The sequence below is a fragment of the Massilia horti genome (assembly GCF_004614195.1).
Classification (GTDB): domain Bacteria; phylum Pseudomonadota; class Gammaproteobacteria; order Burkholderiales; family Burkholderiaceae_D; genus Telluria; species Telluria horti.
Genome location: NZ_SPUM01000129.1, coordinates 1 through 15,424 on the forward strand (window position 1 = coordinate 1; position 15,424 = coordinate 15,424).

The following is a 15,424-nucleotide window of genomic DNA, read 5'->3' on the forward strand; positions in this document are numbered from 1 at the left end:
CATAAGACCCCAGAAAAGTTGGAACTGGTGTCCAACTTTTCTGGGTCAGTTCACTTCGCGAGGGCGACGCGGTGATGCAGAGGCTTGGGTGTGCGCTTGTACGCCTGCACGCCAGGCAACTCTGCCACGACGGACGATTCGAGCCGGCAAACGATCAACATAAATGCAAATGAGAGTGATTCTTGTTTACATTCGCAGTCGGTTTCGATATCATTCGCTCATCCATTTATCCAATAACCCAGGAGCATGATCTTGAAACATCCGCACGTACGCCGTCCCAAGAGCCTTCGCAGCTTCAACGACACGCAGCTGTCGTTGAAGAAGACCGGGCTTGCGTTAGGCATCTCGAGTGCGATGTTCCTGCCCTTGTCCGCCATGGCGGATGAGAACTTGGCTGCGCCTGACACTGGCGACGAGGTCAAGGTGTTGCCCGAGGTGGTCATCTACGGGCAACGCCAGGAATCCAATCCCAACGCCGAAGTCGGCGCGCCCTACAAGGCCAAGAAGTCGGCGGATTCGCGCCACACCCGTCCGCTGGCCGAAACGCCGCAAACCATCTCGGTCCTCACCCGTGCGGCACTGGATGACTCCGGCCTGACCGACCTGAAACAAATCGTGGGCGCGCAGCCCGGCATCACCCTGGGCACCGGCGAAAACGGCAACGCGTTTGGCGACCGCTACATCATCCGCGGCCAGGAAGCGCGCAGCGACGTGTTTGTCGACGGCCTGCGTGATCCGGGCATGAGCACCCGCGAAAGCTTCGCCATCGAACAGCTGGAAATTTCGAAAGGCCCGAATTCAAGTTTCGCCGGCCGCGGCACCGCCGGCGGGGCCATCAATGCCATCACCAAGCAGGCCACGCTGGACCACGATTTCGAGCGTGTCTCGGCCAGCGTGGGCAGCGACAAGCACCGGCGCGTATCGACGGACATCAACAAGGGCATTGGCGAGAGCTTTGCGCTGCGCGCCAACGCGCTCTACGCTGACGAGAATGTGCCTGGCCGGCTACCTTCCGAGCGTTCGCGCAAGGGCGTCGCGCTGTCCGGCCTGTGGGAACGCGACAGGGACCTGTCGGTGACCCTCGACTACTATGGCCTGCGCACCAAAGACACCATGCCCGACCTGGGCTACTTCCTGGTCGGCACCGTGCCCAACCGTGTTCCGGCCACCAACGTGCCTGTGTATGCGCAAACCGGCGATTTCCTCAAGTCCAACGTCGACACCCTCACCGCGCGCGTCAACTGGACGCTCGCGCCGGCGACCAAGCTGACCAGCCTGACCCGTTATGGAAAATCGTCGAACTCCTATGTGACGACGGGCGCGATGAGCGGCACCCGCTGGGACGGCGCAACCGGCGCCGCCTACACCACCGCTTACATTGACAGCGGCCATACCGGCTGGCAGGACATCAATTATTTTGCGCACCAGAGCAACCTGCGCATGGACCGGCAATGGCTGGGCTTGAAGCACGAACTAATCCTGGGCGCGGAATTCACCGACCACAAGGTGGTATCTGGTACGTTTGCGCTGACCAATAACGGCACCTTCAACTGCAAGAAGACCGCCGGCGCCGGCACGAACGATACCTTCTGCTTTACCGACAGCGCCGGCCGCCCGGTTGCCGACCTGACCAATCTGGCTGGCCGCACCAGCACCCGCCTTGGCTACAACCAGGACTGGAAGGTCAAGACGCTGGCGCTGACCGCCATGGATACCGTCGACCTGACCGATCGCCTGACAGCCTTCGGCGGCATTCGCGCCGACCACTTCGACCTTAACCTGATCCGTCGCAACAACCTCACCTCGGTCATCACCGGCGACTACGGTTACACGGACACGCTCGTCAATGGACATTTTGGGCTGACCTACAAGGTCACGCCCAAGCTGATCGTCTATGGCAGCGCCGCGTCGGCGCAGGACATCAACGGCGGCGAGGCCGATTCCGGCACCAGCAGCGGCTACGGCGGCGCCGTCCTGTACAACAACCAGATCGCCGGCGCCAAGCCCGAAACCTCGGTCAATCTTGAGCTGGGTACCAAATGGAACCTGTTGAACGATAAGCTGCTGGCCACCGCCGCGCTGTTCCAAACCACGAAAACCGACGTGATGGAAGGCGCCGACTACGACACCGTCGGCACCTTCAACACGGGCAAGAACCGGGTGCGCGGGATCGAGTTTGGCTTGAGCGGCAACGTGACGGACAAGCTGTCGGTCCAGTCCGGCATTGCCTTCCTCAATTCGAAGGTGCTCGGGTCGGCGACCGCGACGAACATCGGCAAGCCGCTCTCCAACTTCGCCAAGCGTTCCGCCTCGGTGCAGGGCAAGTACCAGTTGACCGACGCCATCTCGTTCGGCGCGACCGCCCGCTACGAAAGCGGACGCTGCGGCGGCCAGCCCGACACTGCGGCCGGGTTCACCACCACCGGAGAGTGCGCGCAGCCAGTGCCCTCGTTCGCCGTGTACGACGTGTTCGCCGCGTATCGCTTCTCGCGCCGGTTCGACGTGCGCGTGAACGTGCTCAACGTAACGAACAAGGACTATTTCACGGCGGTCTACCGTAACGGCGCTTTCCTGTACAAGGGCGATGCGCGCGCAGTGCGGGTCGCGCTCAACTACGAGCTCTGATGAGCGGTTGGGGAGCGCAAGCAGGAACGGTACAATGCCTGTGTCCAATCGGCGTTGCACTTTGATGACGAATCCAGCCAATCCCGTTCCGCTTGCCCCCCTCGCCGCCATTCCCTCGGAAATCCGCTGCGCGCAGGACTACGAGGTACTGGCGCGGCGCTTCATGGCCGCGCCCACTTACGAATACATCCTTGGCGGCAGCGGCCGGGACCAGACGGCGCCTGCCAACCTTGACGCCTTTGGGCAATGGTCGGTGTACCCGCGCCTGCTGCGCGACGTAAGCGCCGGCAATACTAGAGTAGCGGTCGGCGCCGACACCTTCTCCCACCCCATCCTGCTGGCGCCCGTTGCCTTCCACAAGCTTGCCCATCCGGCGGGCGAACTGGAGACGGCGCGCGCGGCGCACGCAATGCAGACCTGCATGGTCACCAGCACCCTGGCGTCCTGCACCTTGGAAGACATTGCACGCCTTGCCGGTCCACAGCGCTGGTTCCAGCTCTATTTCCAACACGACCGGGTTGCCACCCTCGAACTGCTTGCGCGGGCGGAGGCCGCCGGTTACCGTGCCATCGTGGTCACGCTCGACGCGTCGATCCAGGTGGCCAGCCTGCGTGCGCTGCGTGCCGGTTTCCAGATGCCGGCCGAATGTGTTGCCGCCAACCTGACCAGCGATGGGCCGCCCCCCGCCGCCCCTGCCTTCGAGCCGGAAGCCAGCCGAATCTTCCAGGGTGTGATGCGCGCAGCCCCGACCTGGCGCGATCTGGAGTGGCTGATGGCAAACAGTTCCTTGCCGGTCTGGGTCAAGGGCGTGCTGCATCCTGACGATGCGCTTGCGCTGCGCGCGGCCGGGGTTGCCGGCATTGTCGTTTCCAATCACGGCGGTCGCAGCCTCGACGGCGCTCCGGCCAGCCTGGCTGTGCTTCCCGCCATCCGCGATACGGTTGGCGCGCAGTATCCGCTGCTGTTCGACGGCGGTATTCGCAGCGGCACGGACGTGTTCAAGGCGCTGGCCCTTGGCGCCAATGCCGTCCTCGTAGGGCGCCTGCAACTGTATGCGCTCAGCGTCGCTGGCGCACTCGGGGTGGCCCACATGATCAAGTTGCTGCGCGAGGAACTGGAAGTGTGCATGGCACTGGCCGGATGCGCCACGCCGGCGGAGATTGACCGCGGTGCGCTGCTGCGCGCCTGATCCAAAAGGACACTCATGCTCATCACAATCGACAACGTACTCAGCAAGGACGAAGTGCAGCAGTTCCGCCAGCATCTGGACCGCGCCCAGTGGCGCGATGGCGCGCGCACAGCGGGCACGCTGGCGCGCCAGGTGAAGGGCAACCTGGAGATTGACGAGGATAGCGAAGTAGCGGTCAGCCTGGGCAATCATATTCTGCGCACACTCGGCAACCATCCCGAATTCATTTCCGCGGCCTTGCCGCGCAAGATTTATCCGCCCCGGTTCAATCGTTATACCGAGGGCGGCGCCTACGGCCTGCATGTGGACAGCGCGCTGATGCCGATCCCGGGCACCCGCGACAGATTGCGCAGCGACCTGGCCGCGACCCTGTTCCTGGCGGAACCGGACGAGTATGAAGGCGGCGAACTGGAGATCGAAACAGCTTTCGGCGCGCAAGCGGTCAAGCTCAATGCCGGCGACATGGTGCTGTACCCGGCGTCGAGCCTGCACCGTGTGAGCCCGGTAACGCAAGGCGCGCGTGTGGCGGCATTCTTCTGGATCGAAAGCATGGTGAACGACGACACGGAGCGCGCCATGCTGTACGACCTGGACCAGACCATCCAGTCGCTCGGCACAACCCTGGACGCGCGCGATCCACGGCTGCTCAGGCTGACCGGGATTTACCACAACCTGCTGCGCCGCCGGGCCAGCACCTGATTTTCACCCAACATCTTTCAATCAAACGCGAGGAACTGAATGCGACTGTCGACAAAACTGATCCCCCTGGTGATCGCCGTGCTCACTAGCAATGCCTGGGCACATGGCGGCGTAAAGTGCACCACCCTGCCGAAGGAGCAGTGGAAGCCGCACACGGAACTGCAGGCAAAGCTGATCAAGGAAGGCTGGCAAATCCGGCGCATGGAAATGACCGACAGCTGCTACGAGGTCTACGCCAAGGACCCGAAAGGCAAGCGGGTGGAAGCGTTCTTCAATCCGGTCACGTTCGAGCGTGTCGAAGAATAAGCGGCGCGCGGTCTGGGATCTTCCTGTCCGCAGCCTGCACTGGCTGCTGGTGGCGGGTATTGCCGGAGCCTGGATCACCAGTAGCGAAATTGGCGAGGCGCATGAATACTTCGGTTATGCCGTTGTCGCGATCGTCGCAATGCGGTTCGCCCTGGGATTTGCGGGAACCCGCTATGCCCGCTTTTCGCAGTTCGTGCGTTCGCCAAAGCAGACCTTGCGCTACCTGAGCGATGTTCGCGCAGGGCGCGCACCGCGCTACCTCGGCCATAACCCGCTGGGCGGCTGGATGGTTGTCACCCTGCTTCTGTCGATTGCCCTGGTCACGCTGACAGGATGGGTCGCCACAACCGATGCATTCTGGGGCTACGCATGGCCGGTGCGGATACACGTTGCGATTGCCTGGATGCTGGTGCTGCTGATCGCATTGCATGTGTCCGGCGTTGTGCTAACCAGCTGGCAGCATCGTGAAAACCTTGTCGGCGCCATGATTACCGGGATGAAGGACAACGCGCAGCCTGGCGATATCGATTGAGGGCAGATGATTTCGATAAAATTATGAAATGAATGCCCCTTCGTCTGATATCGCTGGCGACAAACAAGAATCCATTCTGGGGATCTTTGGATGTTTTCTGCGCCTCGGGCTGACCTCATTTGGCGGACCGATCGCTCATCTGGGGTACTTCCGCGACGAATTCGTAGCGCGACGTCGTTGGCTCGACGAACACGCCTATGCCGAGCTCGTCGCCCTTTGCCAGTTCCTTCCCGGCCCAGCCAGTAGCCAAGTCGGGATGGCGCTCGGTTTATCACGCGGCGGCATTCCCGGCGCTCTCGCAGCATTTCTTGGCTTTACGCTCCCGTCCGCCATCGCCCTGGTCTTGTTCGCGCTAGGCATTTCGCATTTCGGCAATCAGCTCGGCAGCGGATGGCTGCATGGCCTCAAGGTGGTGGCGGTTGCGGTGGTTGCGCAGGCATTGTGGGGCATGGGTAAGTCAGTGGCGCCGGACAAGCAACGTGCAACCCTGGCCGTTGCCGCAGCGGTGATCGCCAGCCTTGTTCCATCGGCGTTCGGGCAAGTTGGCGTTATCGTCGTCAGCGGCCTCATTGGCTGGGCATTTCTCCGCTCCGATGCCGCATTGCCGCACACCTCGCTGCCTGTTCCCATCAGACGGGTGACTGGCGCCTGCTTGTTAGGAGCATTTTTCCTGCTCTTGTTCGGCCTGCCGTTTCTGGCGGACAGTACAAGCAGCTATGTCGTGAAGCTGTTCGACAGCTTTTATCGTGCCGGCTCCCTGGTATTTGGCGGTGGCCACGTCGTGCTGCCACTGTTGCAATCCCAGGTCGTACCTGCCGGATGGGTCAGCAATGATGCATTTCTCGCCGGCTATGGCGCCGCCCAGGCTGTGCCAGGCCCGCTCTTTACCTTTGCGGCCTACCTTGGCGCTGTGTCGACGCAATCGCCCTCGGGCTGGGCCGGCGCAACAATTGCGCTTGCTGGCATCTTCTTGCCGGCGTTTTTGCTGATCGTGGGGACATTGCCGTTTTGGGAGAGCTTGCGTCGCTATGCTGGAATCAAGCGCGCCATGTTGGGAATCAATGCTGCGGTGGTAGGCATTTTGTTGGCGGCTTTCTATCATCCGGTATGGACCAGTGCCATTACCAGCGCTACGGACTTTTGCCTGGCGGCGGCAGCCTTTTTGCTGCTCGTGTTTTGGAAAACGCCGCCATGGCTGGTCGTCTTGCTCACGGCCGCATTTGCCAGCCTTGCAGGGTAACCAGAACCGCGGACAGCACCAGGACAGTGCCGACGATCCTCGCACCAACCGTTGCCTTTTGCGGATTGCCGCCGATCCAAGCGCCAGCACGGCTTGAAACCAGCGCCAGCGAGCCGTAGACGCCAGCTTGCGTGACCGCGGTGATGACGGCGAGCGCGCTTGCCTGCAGCCACACCGGGCCGTTACCGGGATTGATGAACTGCGGGAAGACAGCCAACATGAACAGGTAGGCTTTCGGGTTCATCAGGCTGGTGAGCATGGCCTGGAAAAAAGTCATCACAGGCGAACGACGAGTGGTGCGCAAGTTTAATCCAGCTGCGGGCGACGAGCGCAGCAACGACCATCCGATCCAGGCAACATACATCGCCCCCGCAAACAACATTGCGTTGAACAAGGCCGGCCACAAACGCAGCACAACCGCCACCCCCAGCGCCCCCATCGCCATGTGGCAAACGCCGCCGGCCATGATGCCCGCCACTGCGCAAAAAACCGCCAGGCGCCCTCCGATCAGCGAGCTCGCCATCACGTAGGCCATGTCCAATCCGGGCAGTGCGATCACTCCGAAAACGATCACGAAATACAGCCAAAGCTGTGCCGAATGATGCATCGTGCGCTCCGATTACCTGGCGAGCCAGCGCAGCCGCGAGCGGGGCGTTGGCTTGAGGATGAGCAGCTCAGGCTCGCCGCGCAGCAGTCCGCTCGCCACAAGACGGGCAGCGGCTTCCTTGACAACCGGCCGCATGGCATCAAAGGTGCGGATGTCGTCGAACACGCCGAGCCAGACGACAAACGGGCCGTCGGTACGAACCGGCAACTGGGGAAAGTTGTTCCGTTCATCGAGGGTCACCAGCAGACCGGCGTCGCGCGCGCCGCCTTGCCGATATCGATCGAAATTGGGTGCCGCTGCAGTCACGAACCGTTCCATGGCGCCAGGCGCGACGGGGAACAGCTGGGCAACCACGACGCCGGTCGCCCCCGACGGTTCGCTGACCGGGTCCACAGCCGGCAACACGGGCACCCCGTGCTTTGGGTCCAGGGGGCGCAACAGCAGGACGTCGTCGCTGTCCACCATGAGATCGTTGAGCTGATTCCGGTGTTCTTTCCATACCGGTCCATAGTAAAAGGCCGAGTTGGCAACGGCACGGCCATCCATGTTGCGAAAAGCCCGCAGCCAGGTGAACCGGTTAGGTGCCTCCGGTTCAGTGAACTGGCCAAGTGCGAGCGCCCCAAGCTGCTGGAACGCTTCGGGAAACCAGGTCTCGAAGTAGCGGGCAAAGTCGCCGACCCGGCCTTCCTTGATGATGTAGCGGCGCAGTTCAATGACGCTGTAGTCGCTGGATGGGGTCATGATCGTGTCGTCCGAGTGAGCTGGCGCCTGGGCGGCGAGGCCCGCCAGGAGGCATAGGAGAGGTAAAAATCGTTTCATGGACGGCAGAGTAAAACGTAAATAGGACATAATCAGTCCTGTTTCGAACAGATAATTTCGTCCATGTACCAGCCCACTACCCGTCTGCTAGCGGTGCTCGAACTGTTGCAGGCACATGCGCGCATCAGCGGCGCCGAGATCGCCGCCCGGCTCGGCGTTGAGCTGCGCACGGTGCGGCGCTACATCGCCACACTGGAGGGCATGGGAATTCCGGTAACAGCCGAGCGTGGCCGTTATGGCGGCTACGCCCTCATGCCCGGCTTTAAGCTGCCACCGATGATGTTCACGGACGACGAAGCGCTGGCGCTGGCCGTCGGCCTGCTGGCGGCGCGCAGTCTCGGCCTGGGCCAGGCCGCCCCTGCGGTCACAAGCGCCCAGGCAAAACTGGAGAGGATGATGCCCTCTGCGCTCAAGCTGCGCGTGCGCGCGGTGGACGAAATGGTGCAGCTGGACATGCGCAAGCCGGCAAGCCCGGCGGACAACGGCGTGCTGGCAGTGCTGAGCGCCGCGGCGCAGGCACGACGCAGGGTGGCGCTGCGCTATCGGGTGGAAAACGGCAGCGAGACCGCGCGCGAGTTCGATACCTACGGCCTCGCATACCACGGCGGCTCCTGGTACGCAGTCGGCTGGTGCCACCTGCGCGGGGCGTTGCGCTCGTTCCGGCTCGACCGCATCGTGCAAGTCAGTCCGGTCGACCGCAGCTTTGCCCGCCCGCCGGACTTCGACCCGCTTGGGTACCTCGTCGAGTCCGTGGCACGGCTTGCGCGCGCGCATGCCGTGCAGGTGCTGCTGAAAACCGACCTGCAGACCGCGCGGGATCACCTGTTCTACGGCGCGGGCGTCTTCGAGCCGGTGGAAGGAGGTACGTTGCTGCACAACCAGTCCGATGACCTCGACTGGTTCGCACGCCAGCTCGCGCGCCTGCCCTTCCCATTCGAGATTCGCAGTCCCGATCTACTCCGCGACGCGCTGCGCGCGTGTGCCGAACGGCTGCTGGGGCTAGCCGGAAAAACGAATGAAGACCGGCCGCAGGCGGTCTCGTCGGACAAGCGGATGGACAATCAGACGCTGTAGTTCGCGCCGGTTGTACACGCCCCTGCTGGTACGTCGGTACAGTGATGCACTTCAATGGTCGAATGGACGATCTCCTCGTGTACCGACAGGCGACGACGCACAACGTCCGGTGTAAGCGCGGCATCGTGGGTCACGACGATCATTGCGCAAGAATAGGCCATCTTGCCAACGCGCCAGACGTGAAGGTCGGTGATCCGCGTGTCACCTGCGTCAATGCCCGTTTCCACGACCTCCCGAATTTCATCGACTACCGGGTGATCCATCTCACGGTCGAGCAGCACCTTGCCCGTGTCGCCGATGAGCCCTTTCGCCCAGCTTGCAACCAGCGCGGCCCCGACGATACCCATGAGCGGGTCCAGCCACGACCAGCCGTAGATCCACCCGCCGAACAGCGCCACGATCGCAAGGACGGATGTGGCTGCGTCGGCGGCGACGTGAAGGTAGGCTGACTTCAGGTTGAGATCATGATGGTGGCCATGGCCGTCATGATGGTCATGGCCGTGATGGTGTGAATGGCCATGATCGTGATGATGTGCCTTGCCGAGAATCAGCGCGCAAACGACATTCACCACCAGCCCGAGGGCAGCAATTACAATCGCTTCCTGGTACCGGATGGGTTGCGGGGAGACGATCCGCTCCAGCGAGCCAACCAGCATCATCACAGCCACGCCGAGCAGGAAAATGGCGCTGGCAAAGCCTCCCAGAATCTCGATCTTCCAGGTTCCGAACGCGAAGCGCGGGTCTTGGGAATACCGCCGGGCCGCGGTATAGGCCATCGCTGAAAGGCCGATCGCGATAGCATGGGAACTCATGTGCCAACCGTCAGCCAGCAGCGCCATCGAGTTGAACCACCAGCCTGCTGCGATCTCAATTACCATCATCACGGCCGTGATCCACATGACCACGCGCGTGCTGCGCTCCGCGGCGTCGTTGCCGGTATCGAAAACGTGGTCGTGCATCCAATTGGACAGGTTCTCGGTGTGCATGACGATTCCCCTCTTCAGCCCTTGCCGGCCCGAACAGAATGGCGCCGGCTTGGCTCAGTGCCAGCCAAGTCTACCTCGCTAGCCTCTCCATTGCGTAAATCCCTGCGTTCTACGGGAGAGACATGGGCCGATACTATGCCCTGGCTAAGTCTGCCTGGTTAAACTGCCTGAAAATTGAATACCCCAGTCGAGAAGGACACCATGAAGAATTTGCATGCAACTAGCTCCGTTGATCCGATCAGCAAAGTACCCGAGGTCACGCTGTCGTTTTGGGTCATCAAGATTGCCGCCACCACGCTCGGCGAAACCGGGGGCGATGCCGTCTCGATGTCCATGAACCTGGGCTATCTGGTCGGCACGGGAATCTTTGCGGCGATCTTCTTTGCTGCCGTGCTCGCGCAGATCCGAGCCAAGCGGTTTCATCCCTTCCTGTACTGGACCACAATCATCGCCACCACGACGGTCGGCACGACGCTTGCCGATTTTGCGGATCGCTCCCTCGGGATCGGTTACGCTGGCGGTTCGAGCTTGCTGTTTGCCTTGCTGCTCGGCTCGCTCATTGTCTGGCATCGCGCGCTTGGCTCCGTGTCGGTTAGCGCCATCAGCTCACCCAAAGCAGAGGCGTTCTACTGGATGACGATCATGTTCTCGCAGACATTGGGGACGGCGTTGGGCGACTGGACCGCCGATACGGCCGGTTTGGGCTATGTCGGCGCTGCCGCCGTGTTTGGCGCTCTGCTCACCCTGGTCGCGGCGGCCTACTACTGGACCCGTTTGTCGCGTACGCTGCTGTTCTGGGCTGCGTTCATCCTGACCCGCCCGCTGGGCGCCGTGGTCGGCGACTTCCTGGACAAGCCTTTGAGCGCGGGCGGCCTGGCGCTGAGCCGCTTTTCCGCGTCGGCTGTGCTGCTTGCGTTCATCGTGGGCGCTATCCTGCTGTTGCGGCAACGTGCAGCCAGGGTGGCGCATTGAACAACGAAGTATGAATGGAGGGGGCATGCGGGTATTGCTGGTCGAAGACGACCACATGATCGGTGAAGCGATCCAGGGCGCATTACGGGATGCGTCCTATGCCGCGGACTGGATCAAGAACGGAAAGAGTGCCCTCGCGACACTGGCTTGCCAGCACTATGATCTGGTGCTGCTGGACTTGGGCCTGCCCGGCAAGGACGGGCTGGACGTACTGACCAGCATCCGCGCCGAGAACAATCTGGTTCCCTTGCTCATCATCACCGCGCGCGACGGACTGGATGACCGCCTGCGCGGCCTGGACGGCGGCGCGGACGATTATGTGCTCAAACCGTTCGAGATGGCGGAGCTGATGGCACGCATGCGTGCCGTGCTGCGGCGCAAGGGTGGGAACGCCATTCCAGTTCTCAGCAATGGACTGCTGTCGCTCGATCCGGCGACGCGAGTTGCCACCGTCAATGGCCAGTCCCCGGTGCAATTGTCCAACCGTGAATTTGCATTGCTCCAAGCCTTACTGGTGCGGCCTGGCGCCATCCTTTCTCGCAGCGAGTTGGAGGATCGCATTTATGGCTGGGGCGACGAGGTCGAAAGCAATGCCGTCGAGTATCTGATCCATGCACTGCGTCGCAAGCTCGGCAGCGACGCCATCAAGAATGTCAGGGGGGTGGGATGGATGGTCTCCAAAGGCGCTTGAACGAGTCGGTGCAGTTCAAGTTATCCGTCACCCTGTCTTTGGCAATTTTGCTTATTGCGGTTGTGGCTGGTGCTTTTTCGTTCCTCTCCGCTTTCGATGAAGCTCATGAGCTGCAAGATGACGTCCTGCGTCAAGTGGCGCAATTGCTGGATCGGCAGCCCTTGGCGCCGAGTCCTCCCGCCGCCGCTACCCGCCGCAAAGCCAGGCATGAGGACTCCCGCGTGTTCATCCAGCGTTTGGACGATGGTAACCGACCTGCGGCAGGCATAGACGCGGGCGCGCTACCCCTGCCTTCAACGTTAACTGACGGATTGCACACCCTGGAGGTCGGCGGCGAATCATTCCGCGTGCTGGTCAAGACAACTGCCGCCGGCGAGCGGGTGGCAATCGCTCAAGAATCCGAGTTCAGGGATGAGATTGCCCGCCACAGTGCACTGCGCACCGCGATGCCCATCCTGGTCCTTGTGCCGATCCTGCTGCTGATCGTTGCCAACCTTGTGCGTCAGATGTTCCGCCCCATTGCCGCGCTCTCGAAGGAAATCGACCAGCGTACCGAACAGGATTTGCACGCCGTCGAAGGCAGCCATCTTCCCACCGAGGTGCGCCCGTTTGTCGTGGCGATCAATCGCCTGCTTGCCCGCGTCGCCCAGTCAATGCATGCCCAGCGCCGTTTTGTCGCAGATGCAGCGCACGAGCTGCGCTCGCCGCTGACGGCCTTGTCACTGCAAGCGGAACGGCTGGCGCAAGCGGACATGTCCGGCCCCGCGCGCGAACGACTGTCGGTGCTGCGCCAAGGTATCGAGCGGGGCAGGAACCTGCTGGATCAACTCCTGACTTTGGCCAAGGCGCAGTCGTCGACCGAATTGCCAGGGGCGCCGGTGTCGATCCAAAACATCTACCGACGTGTGCTGGAAGACCTCATGCCGCTGGCCGAGTCCAAGCGCATAGACATCGGGGTCGAGGGAGCGCAAGACGTTAAGGTGTGGGTTAGTGAGCTGGAATTGACCGCCGTGGTCAAGAACCTGGTCGATAACGCCATCCGCTATACCGAGGACGGCGGCCGGGTCGATCTTTCGGTCAGCCAGGACGCGGGATCGGCTGTGCTGTGCATCCAGGACACAGGGCCAGGTATTCCATTAGCAGAACGAAGCCGGGTTTTCGATCCCTTCTACCGAGTACTTGGCAGCGAGCAGACCGGTTCGGGTCTGGGCCTTTCTATTGTCCAAACGATTGCCAATCGCATCGGCGCACAAATCCGTCTCGACTTCACAGACGAGGGGAAGCAATCCGGGTTGAGGATCGCCGTTCTCATTCCAACGTCGCCATCTCCGAACGGTTTTGCAGGTAGCTAATGTAGAGCTAAGTCTTTCTCTGTAACTTGACAGTGCCACGCTGTGCTCCATTTCTCATTAAAACAAAAATCGATATTTCTGATGCATCAGCTCCTACGCTCGTTCCCATTCCCAGTTCATCAGGCAGTACCGCGGCGCCGCGCCATTACCGTGGCAGCTGCCTGGATCACGATGATGGCGCTTCCCGCCGCACCAGCCTGGTCATCGCCACAATCCGCATCCACCGGCGCGGACAGTACGGCATCTCCCCCAACTCCAGAAGTGAAGATCATTGGCAAGGCGAAGCCTGTTCAGAGTCTGATCGACCGAAAAGTCTATAACGTGGCGGCGGACTTGAACGCCACCACGGGCAGTGCGGCCGATGTATTGAACACGCTGCCGTCCGTGGATGTCGACGCTGACGGCAAGGTCAGCCTGCGCGGGGACAGCAAGGTCGTGATCCTGGTCGATGGCAGGCCGTCCGCACAGCTGTCCGGCGCAGGCGCCGGCAATGGCTTGCAACAGTTCTCCGCCAACGACATCGAAAAGGTCGAGGTATTGACCAACCCGCCGGCAGAATACCGTGCCGACGGCACTGGCGTGATTAACATCGTGACCAAAAAAGCGCGCACCCTCGGCACCTCGGGAACATTGCTTGCCAGCGCTGGCAACGGCGGAAGATATGTGGCCGGGGCAAGTGGCGCCCACAATACAGGCACAGTGAAATTGTCCGGCGGCTTGGGGCTGCGCAGGGACGACCGGGAGCGCATTCAAGTCTCAAATGTGGCGCTACTTGCCCCCGGCGGCGGCGCCGCCTCATTCAGCAACACCCTGGCGGAGGAACATACACGGCGCGTGATTCCATCGCTTAAAGCCGGGCTCGACTATCGTATCAACGACGATCAGTCACTCAGCGCCGATCTTAATTTCCGCCAGCGCAGCGGTGAGCGCCGCGCGGACCAGCGCTATACCAGCAGCCTGCCAGACGGGAGTTTGACCAGTTCGTCCGACCGACGCAGCGATGGCCGCGAATGGAGCATGAGCGGTAGCGCGGGACTCGGCTTCAAGCAAAAGCTCAGCGGTCCGGAGGAAACCGTCGACTTGTTGTTGCAGCGAACCACGGACCGGGAACGCGAACGCTATGCCTATCTCAACACGGCCACGCTGCCGGCATCGGGGCCGCGCCGGGACAGGCTGAGCCTCGAGCACGATTTCAGTTCGAACTCGTTTAACGCGGCCTACCGCAACGAACTGCCGGAGGGGCGTGTCCTCAAGCTCGGGTTCAATGTCAAGCGCGATAACAACAGCTACGCGAATGGCGGCGATCACGTGGATTCGCTCACCGAACAGATCATCGTGGATCCGTCCCTCACCAACCAGTTTCGCTACCGGCAGACCGTCCAGGCTCTGTATGCCTCATGGGAACAGACCATCGGCAAATGGGGGGTGATTGCCGGTACGCGCACCGAGCGCACGGTGGCGGAAGGCGTTCTGCTGACAACCGGACAGCGGGACACTCAGCGTTATGCGGGGATCTATCCAAGCCTGAACCTGGAGCGCATGTTGAATGACGCGTCCACACTGTCGCTGAGCCTCGGCCGACGGCTCGCGCGCCCCGATCCCGATGACCTGAATCCCTATGTCGACCGCAAGGACATCCACAATCTGCGCAGCGGCAACCCGAACCTCAGGCCGCGAGAAACGGACGCGCTGGATATCGGCTACCGGGTCGAGACCGACAAGAATAACTATGGCGTCACCGCCTACCTGCGGCAGAGCCGCAACGGCGATACGGACGTGACGACATTACTCAGCCCTGACGTACTGCTCTCGACGAAAGTTAATTGGCCAAAGAGCCGGTCAGGCGGTATGGAATTTAACGTGGATGCGGCGCTGATTCCGGCCCTGTCCGGGCGCTTGAGCGGCAACCTGTTTTATTCAGAATTTGTCGATTCCAGCCTGGGCATGAGCGGCATGAAATCCACCACCGGTCTGAATTTGAAAGGCAGCCTCGACTACCGCCCGACCAGGGGCGACACCGCCCAGTTGTCATTCAGCAGGGCCGCCAGACGACAGACGCTGCAAGGAGAAGTGAGCCCGGTGAATCTGGTTAATTTGGGCTATAAGCACCAACTGACCACCGATCTGTCGCTCGTTGCGACCGTCTCCGATGTGTTCAACGGCCAGCGGCAGCGACGAACGGTGAGCACACCGGCCTTGATGCAACAATACGAGCGATGGCAGCCGGGCCGTATCGCCTTCGTGGGGCTGACCTATCTGGTGGGTGCACCGAAGAAATCCAAGGCAGCCAGTTTCGAATACGACCAGTGATGGCCGTCAGGGTACACGCTCG

14 protein-coding genes are annotated in these 15,424 nt (G+C 61.8%); 11 read left to right on the plus strand and 3 right to left on the minus strand.

Going from position 1 to position 15,424, the window contains the following annotated elements; genetic code table 11:
* Positions 1 to 252: 252 nt before the first annotated feature.
* The 6 genes from E4O92_RS19340 (at position 253) to chrA (ending at position 6,591) form a co-directional block, all read left to right on the plus strand.
* Positions 253 to 2,625: a TonB-dependent receptor gene (locus E4O92_RS19340; protein WP_229483566.1), complete on the plus strand. Its 2,373-nt coding sequence runs from the start codon at positions 253 to 255 to the stop codon at positions 2,623 to 2,625.
* A 64-nt stretch (positions 2,626 to 2,689) separates the two neighbouring features.
* Positions 2,690 to 3,814 (plus strand): alpha-hydroxy acid oxidase, encoded by a 1,125-nt coding sequence (locus E4O92_RS19345; protein WP_135191296.1) that lies wholly within the window; start codon positions 2,690 to 2,692, stop codon positions 3,812 to 3,814.
* Between the two features lie 15 nt (positions 3,815 to 3,829).
* Positions 3,830 to 4,513, plus strand: a complete 684-nt coding sequence (locus tag E4O92_RS19350; protein WP_135191297.1) for a Fe2+-dependent dioxygenase — start codon at positions 3,830 to 3,832, stop codon at positions 4,511 to 4,513.
* Positions 4,514 to 4,552: 39 nt separating this feature from the next.
* Complete coding sequence (locus E4O92_RS19355; protein WP_135191298.1) at positions 4,553 to 4,819, plus strand: PepSY domain-containing protein; 267 nt, start codon at positions 4,553 to 4,555, stop codon at positions 4,817 to 4,819.
* Complete coding sequence (locus tag E4O92_RS19360; protein WP_135191299.1) at positions 4,806 to 5,351, plus strand: cytochrome b/b6 domain-containing protein; 546 nt, start codon at positions 4,806 to 4,808, stop codon at positions 5,349 to 5,351. The genes E4O92_RS19355 and E4O92_RS19360 overlap by 14 nt, the downstream gene beginning before the upstream one ends.
* A 28-nt stretch (positions 5,352 to 5,379) precedes the next feature.
* Positions 5,380 to 6,591, plus strand: coding sequence for a chromate efflux transporter (chrA, locus tag E4O92_RS19365; RefSeq protein ID WP_135191300.1), 1,212 nt, complete (start codon positions 5,380 to 5,382; stop codon positions 6,589 to 6,591).
* Here chrA and E4O92_RS19370 read toward each other — a convergent pair.
* Together E4O92_RS19370 and E4O92_RS19375 are read right to left on the minus strand one after the other, a co-directional pair.
* Positions 6,560 to 7,126, minus strand: a complete 567-nt coding sequence (locus tag E4O92_RS19370) for a LysE family translocator (protein WP_229483568.1) — start codon at positions 7,124 to 7,126, stop codon at positions 6,560 to 6,562. The genes chrA and E4O92_RS19370 overlap by 32 nt on opposite strands.
* Before the next feature lie 84 nt (positions 7,127 to 7,210).
* Positions 7,211 to 7,939, minus strand: coding sequence for an NIPSNAP family protein (locus tag E4O92_RS19375; RefSeq protein WP_167759834.1), 729 nt, complete (start codon positions 7,937 to 7,939; stop codon positions 7,211 to 7,213).
* Positions 7,940 to 8,080: 141 nt separating this feature from the next.
* Between E4O92_RS19375 and E4O92_RS19380 the strand changes: the two genes are divergently transcribed.
* Positions 8,081 to 9,091 carry a helix-turn-helix transcriptional regulator gene (locus tag E4O92_RS19380; RefSeq protein WP_135191303.1) on the plus strand — a complete coding sequence of 337 codons (1,011 nt, stop codon included), beginning with the start codon at positions 8,081 to 8,083 and terminating at the stop codon, positions 9,089 to 9,091.
* Here the strand turns inward: E4O92_RS19380 and dmeF are convergent.
* Positions 9,079 to 10,077, minus strand: coding sequence for a CDF family Co(II)/Ni(II) efflux transporter DmeF (dmeF, locus tag E4O92_RS19385; protein WP_135191304.1), 999 nt, complete (start codon positions 10,075 to 10,077; stop codon positions 9,079 to 9,081). The genes E4O92_RS19380 and dmeF overlap by 13 nt on opposite strands.
* Before the next feature lie 201 nt (positions 10,078 to 10,278).
* On the opposite strand from dmeF, the gene E4O92_RS19390 reads away from it, so the two are divergent.
* From E4O92_RS19390 to E4O92_RS19405, 4 genes are all read left to right on the plus strand, one after another.
* The gene (locus E4O92_RS19390; RefSeq protein WP_135191305.1) at positions 10,279 to 11,049 is read left to right on the plus strand and encodes a COG4705 family protein; all 771 of its coding nucleotides are present in this window, start codon (positions 10,279 to 10,281) and stop codon (positions 11,047 to 11,049) included.
* A gap of 25 nt (positions 11,050 to 11,074) precedes the next feature.
* Positions 11,075 to 11,740: a response regulator gene (locus tag E4O92_RS19395; RefSeq protein WP_135191306.1), complete on the plus strand. Its 666-nt coding sequence runs from the start codon at positions 11,075 to 11,077 to the stop codon at positions 11,738 to 11,740.
* Positions 11,716 to 13,092: an ATP-binding protein gene (locus E4O92_RS19400; protein ID WP_135191307.1), complete on the plus strand. Its 1,377-nt coding sequence runs from the start codon at positions 11,716 to 11,718 to the stop codon at positions 13,090 to 13,092. Before E4O92_RS19395 ends, E4O92_RS19400 begins: the two co-directional genes overlap by 25 nt.
* Before the next feature lie 171 nt (positions 13,093 to 13,263).
* Positions 13,264 to 15,402, plus strand: coding sequence for a TonB-dependent receptor domain-containing protein (locus tag E4O92_RS19405; RefSeq protein WP_167759835.1), 2,139 nt, complete (start codon positions 13,264 to 13,266; stop codon positions 15,400 to 15,402).
* Positions 15,403 to 15,424 lie beyond the last annotated feature (22 nt).

What these genes read in the sequence shown, in the direction of transcription:
- E4O92_RS19400 (WP_135191307.1), top strand. Translation starts at nt 11,716, where the DNA reads ATGGATGGTCTCCAAAGGCGCTTGAACGAGTCGGTGCAGTTCAAGTTA.
- E4O92_RS19375 (WP_167759834.1), bottom strand. Translation starts at nt 7,939, where the DNA reads ATGACCCCATCCAGCGACTACAGCGTCATTGAACTGCGCCGCTACATC.
- E4O92_RS19395 (WP_135191306.1), top strand. Translation starts at nt 11,075, where the DNA reads ATGCGGGTATTGCTGGTCGAAGACGACCACATGATCGGTGAAGCGATC.
- E4O92_RS19380 (WP_135191303.1), top strand. Translation starts at nt 8,081, where the DNA reads ATGTACCAGCCCACTACCCGTCTGCTAGCGGTGCTCGAACTGTTGCAG.
- E4O92_RS19350 (WP_135191297.1), top strand. Translation starts at nt 3,830, where the DNA reads ATGCTCATCACAATCGACAACGTACTCAGCAAGGACGAAGTGCAGCAG.
- E4O92_RS19370 (WP_229483568.1), bottom strand. Translation starts at nt 7,126, where the DNA reads ATGGCCTACGTGATGGCGAGCTCGCTGATCGGAGGGCGCCTGGCGGTT.
- E4O92_RS19390 (WP_135191305.1), top strand. Translation starts at nt 10,279, where the DNA reads ATGAAGAATTTGCATGCAACTAGCTCCGTTGATCCGATCAGCAAAGTA.
- dmeF (WP_135191304.1), bottom strand. Translation starts at nt 10,077, where the DNA reads ATGCACACCGAGAACCTGTCCAATTGGATGCACGACCACGTTTTCGAT.
- E4O92_RS19405 (WP_167759835.1), top strand. Translation starts at nt 13,264, where the DNA reads ATGATGGCGCTTCCCGCCGCACCAGCCTGGTCATCGCCACAATCCGCA.
- E4O92_RS19345 (WP_135191296.1), top strand. Translation starts at nt 2,690, where the DNA reads ATGACGAATCCAGCCAATCCCGTTCCGCTTGCCCCCCTCGCCGCCATT.
- E4O92_RS19355 (WP_135191298.1), top strand. Translation starts at nt 4,553, where the DNA reads ATGCGACTGTCGACAAAACTGATCCCCCTGGTGATCGCCGTGCTCACT.
- chrA (WP_135191300.1), top strand. Translation starts at nt 5,380, where the DNA reads ATGAATGCCCCTTCGTCTGATATCGCTGGCGACAAACAAGAATCCATT.